Genomic DNA, 3,713 nt, shown 5'->3' with positions numbered 1-3,713 from the left:
CTCAAGACCTCTCGGGACTATTATCTGCATTCTCCTATTCCCTTGTATATGCGGTGGTACATTTTACGCTTACGATTATCTGGTATTCCCTCCAGAAGCGGGACTTGTCCGATGAGGACAAAAACCATCTGGATTCCTCCCTGGTGGAGTGCTACCGGCGGTACGGGATCACCTTCGACAACGCCACCATCACCGATGAAAATGGCGCTTTTGCGGAAATGCCCATTCTGCCGGACTGGTATGAAGTCCTCTCCGGCAACCCGGAGACAAAGCACCTGGCCGTGATGCTGGCCCGGTATGTCACCGGCTCCGCCTCCGCTATGGGCCAGCGCAACGACATTGATCTTAATAATAAGTACATTGTGCTGGACACCTCCGGGATGCCTGATGACCTGCTGCTCCCCGGTATCTTCTGGGCCACCGATGTGGCCAACGACCTGATTATGGACGCCGGCGGCGACCTGTCCGCCCTCATCGCCGATGAGCTGTGGTCCCTGGTGGGGGCCAACTCCAACCCCCTGGCCGCCGGCTTCGTCCAGGAGATGGTCAAGACAATCCGGGGTCTGGGCGGGATTGCTGTCACCTCCACCCAGGGGATGCAGGACCTCTTTGGTCTGGACGGCGGCAAGTACGGCAAGGGGATTCTGGATTCCAGCCGCATTAAACTGGTCATGCAGATGGAGGAACAGGAGGCACGGCTCATTCAAGGAGTGCTCAATCTGTCTGAGGATGAAGTCCGACAGATCACCCGGTTCCGCCGGGGAGAGGGGCTTCTCTGCATTGGGTATGCGCGCTTTGTTCCTTGACAATCTCCGTAGAAATACGGAATAAAACAAGGCAGGTTTCGTAAGAAATCTGAACTCTATGCTTGATTGGGCAGGGGAAGAACCTGCTAACCCCGGTGTGACGGGAAATCAAAACTCTGATCTCCGACGTGCGCTCACAGTGTCATGTGGGATGTACGAAGCTCGGTAAAGAGCGGCAGCGCAATTTGAGACAGTTGCGCCCGCAGGAGGCTATAAATCGGTCATGTCCAGTATGTTTTGTTGCAACCGACAAATATCCTGAGTGTACGGCTCGTAAATGCAGGGATGATAATACAGCCATCCACCCCCATGCGGGGTTCCGCCGCCGTTTAAGTTTGTAACCGCGGAAAACGGCAGAAAACCATTGAGGTCGAATGTCTCCAGCAAAAATCACACTGGCTGGAGATGGCGGACGGGCCATAGGGAAGGGCTAAAACCGATATGGAAAGCTAAAGCATAGGGAACAAAGGAACCATGGACGGCACTTCGATTCGTTGAAGTAAGTGAAGTGACACCTTCGCCGCGCAGGTAGGAAATGACCTGCTAATCCATGGGGCATCAGCCCGTAGTAGCGATGAAGTCCTTTCGCATAGGGAGGACAGAGCGAAGGGGCATAGTCAATGCAGATTGTATGTGAACAGGAAGTCGAGGAAGCCGTAGGCATACCTGACTAACACCAGAAACACCAATTCCAGATAGGAGGCGGTGCGTATGGCACAACAATTCGACTACCCAAGAACTGAAACTCAACTGCGCGAAATTCAGGATAAGCTGTATCAGCACAGCAAGGAAGACTATGATGCGGGCGGAAGGCCAGCGTTCAAAGGACTCCTCGAAATTATGTCAGCAGAAGCAACCATTATTACAGCAATTCACAACATCAAAAGCAACCATGGCAGCGAGACGCCCGGTGTGGATTCCAAGACCATGCGCAAGGATTATCTGTACAAACCCTTTCCCTGGGTGATTAAGGATATCCAGAACGCGTTCAGACGTTATGAGCCGCAAAAGATACGCCGGGTGTACATCGACAAACCGGAAAAAGCTGAAAAGCGCCCGCTGGGCATTCCGACAATACGGGACAGAATCGTGCAAGAGTGTATGCGGCTAGTGCTGGAACCAATATTTGAAGCGCAATTTTTCGGGCACTCTTATGGGTTTCGTCCTATGCGGGAGGCCCCTATGGCGCTGGAGCGTATCAACTTCATCACGCATACCACAGGCTATCACTGGGTTGTCGAGGGTGACATCAGCAAGTGCTTTGACTGCATAGACCACAGCATACTTCTGAAACGCCTGTATCATATGGGCGTGAAGGACAGACGGGTACTGCAAATTATCAAGGCTATGCTGAAAGCCGGGATTATGGGTGAATGCGAGGTCAATGAGGACGGGACACCCCAGGGCGGACTCATCAGTCCGCTTCTGGCAAACATCTATTTGGACATCATGGACGAATGGGTGTCAACGCCAGAGATAAAATGTAAAAAAAGGCCGAGGAAAAAATGTAGTTTTGTGGCGGAGGTGAAGGGAAAAAGATAGACTCCCAATCAGGGCGAGAAAGAGCCCGGAAAGGGAGTCAGAAAATGAAAGGAGCACAGTGGATGGATATCCGAAGCGACAGACAAAAAGGGCTGAGCTATGTGGAGCTGGGCCGGAAGTACCACATGGACCCGCGGACGGCAAAGCGGTACGCGGAGTCGCCGCAGAAGCCGGAGTACACATTAAGCGAACCGAAGCCCACGAAGATGGACCCGTACAAGCAGATCGTGGACGAGTGGCTGGAGGAGGCGCCGTACTCGGCGCTGCGGATACTGGAGAAGCTGCGGGAGATGGGATTTGACGGGGGCTACAGCATCGTCAAGGCGTATGTGAGCAGCCGGAAGATGGACTTGAATGAGAAAGCGACAGTGCGGTTTGAGACGATGCCAGGAAAGCAAGGGCAGATGGACTGGGGATTCTTCGAGGATCACCTGGTGTACGAGGATGGAAAGTGGAAGAAGCTGTACTGCTTTCTCATGATACTGGGGTACTCGCGGATGCGGTACATCGAATTTGTCACAGATATGAGCACAAACACACTGATCCGGTGCCATCAGAACGCATTTCGGTACTTTGGAGGATACCCGGAGGAGATTCTATATGACAATATGAAGCAGGTGGTCATCAAGCGGCTTTTGAAGCAGGAGGATTCCACACTGAACCGGCAGTTTGAGGACTTCGCGGGATTCTATGGGTTCAAACCCATCCTGTGCCGGCCGTACCGAGGTCAGACCAAGGGGAAAGTGGAGCGGACGGTGCAGTTTGTGAGAGATAATTTCATGGTGGGAATCAAGTACAACTCTCTGGCAGATTTGAACGGACAGGCCCTGGCCTGGTGCAACAAGGTCAACGGCAAGGTACACGCCACCACCAACGAGATTCCCTTTGAGCGGCTGAAAAAAGAGAGACTGAGCCCTCTTACCCGCGAGTACATCATCGACAAGATCAACCTCAGGCGGGTACAAAAAGACTGCCTCATCTCCTACGCCGGCAATCAGTACTCCGTGCCAGCGGAGTATGTCGGCAAAGATGTGGCAGTCGTAGCCCTCGACAGTATGCTGGCAGCCTACTATGAAGGCAAGCAGATCGCTCTGCACCGAATATCGTATCAGAGAAAGGACATGGTTGTCAATCCTCAGCACTATAGAAGGCTTACGTTGAAGCAGACAATGGATGCAGAAAATGTTCTGCTGGAACAGGGCAAAGTGATAGATTTCCCCTTGAAACCCTCTGATTTATCCAGATATGACGAGGTGCTGTATGAGTGAATTTACTATGGACAGGCTGAGGGAAAACCTGGAAAGCCTTAAGATGAAAAACACCCTGGAGATTCTGGACAATTACCTGGAACGGGCCGTGGCGGAC

The 3,713-nt window shown here is 52.6% G+C and carries 3 protein-coding genes and 1 pseudogene; all 4 read left to right on the top strand.

Going from position 1 to position 3,713, the window contains the following annotated elements:
* Window positions 1-806 (top strand): type IV secretory system conjugative DNA transfer family protein (locus D1641_RS18575; protein WP_243149486.1); only part of this gene is annotated, 806 nt, incomplete at its 5' end.
* Between the two features lie 711 nt (window positions 807-1,517).
* Entirely contained in the window at window positions 1,518-2,348 is an 831-nt protein-coding gene (locus D1641_RS18570; RefSeq protein WP_243149485.1) for a reverse transcriptase domain-containing protein, read from the top strand.
* 62 nt (window positions 2,349-2,410) lie between these two features.
* Complete coding sequence (gene istA, locus D1641_RS18565) at window positions 2,411-3,616, top strand: IS21 family transposase (protein ID WP_243149484.1); 1,206 nt, start codon at window positions 2,411-2,413, stop codon at window positions 3,614-3,616.
* Window positions 3,609-3,713, top strand: a pseudogene (locus D1641_RS19925) (ATP-binding protein); the annotation flags it as partial. The gene istA and the pseudogene D1641_RS19925, both read left to right, overlap by 8 nt.

It is taken from the genome of Colidextribacter sp. OB.20 (genome assembly GCF_009911595.1).
Lineage (GTDB): Bacteria > Bacillota > Clostridia > Oscillospirales > Oscillospiraceae > Lawsonibacter.
This window is presented reverse-complemented; position numbering and strand designations above follow the sequence as displayed.

Excerpts from the sequence above, each read along its gene's own strand:
- istA (WP_243149484.1), top strand. The coding sequence starts at position 2,411 with ATGGATATCCGAAGCGACAGACAAAAAGGGCTGAGCTATGTGGAGCTG.
- D1641_RS18570 (WP_243149485.1), top strand. The coding sequence starts at position 1,518 with ATGGCACAACAATTCGACTACCCAAGAACTGAAACTCAACTGCGCGAA.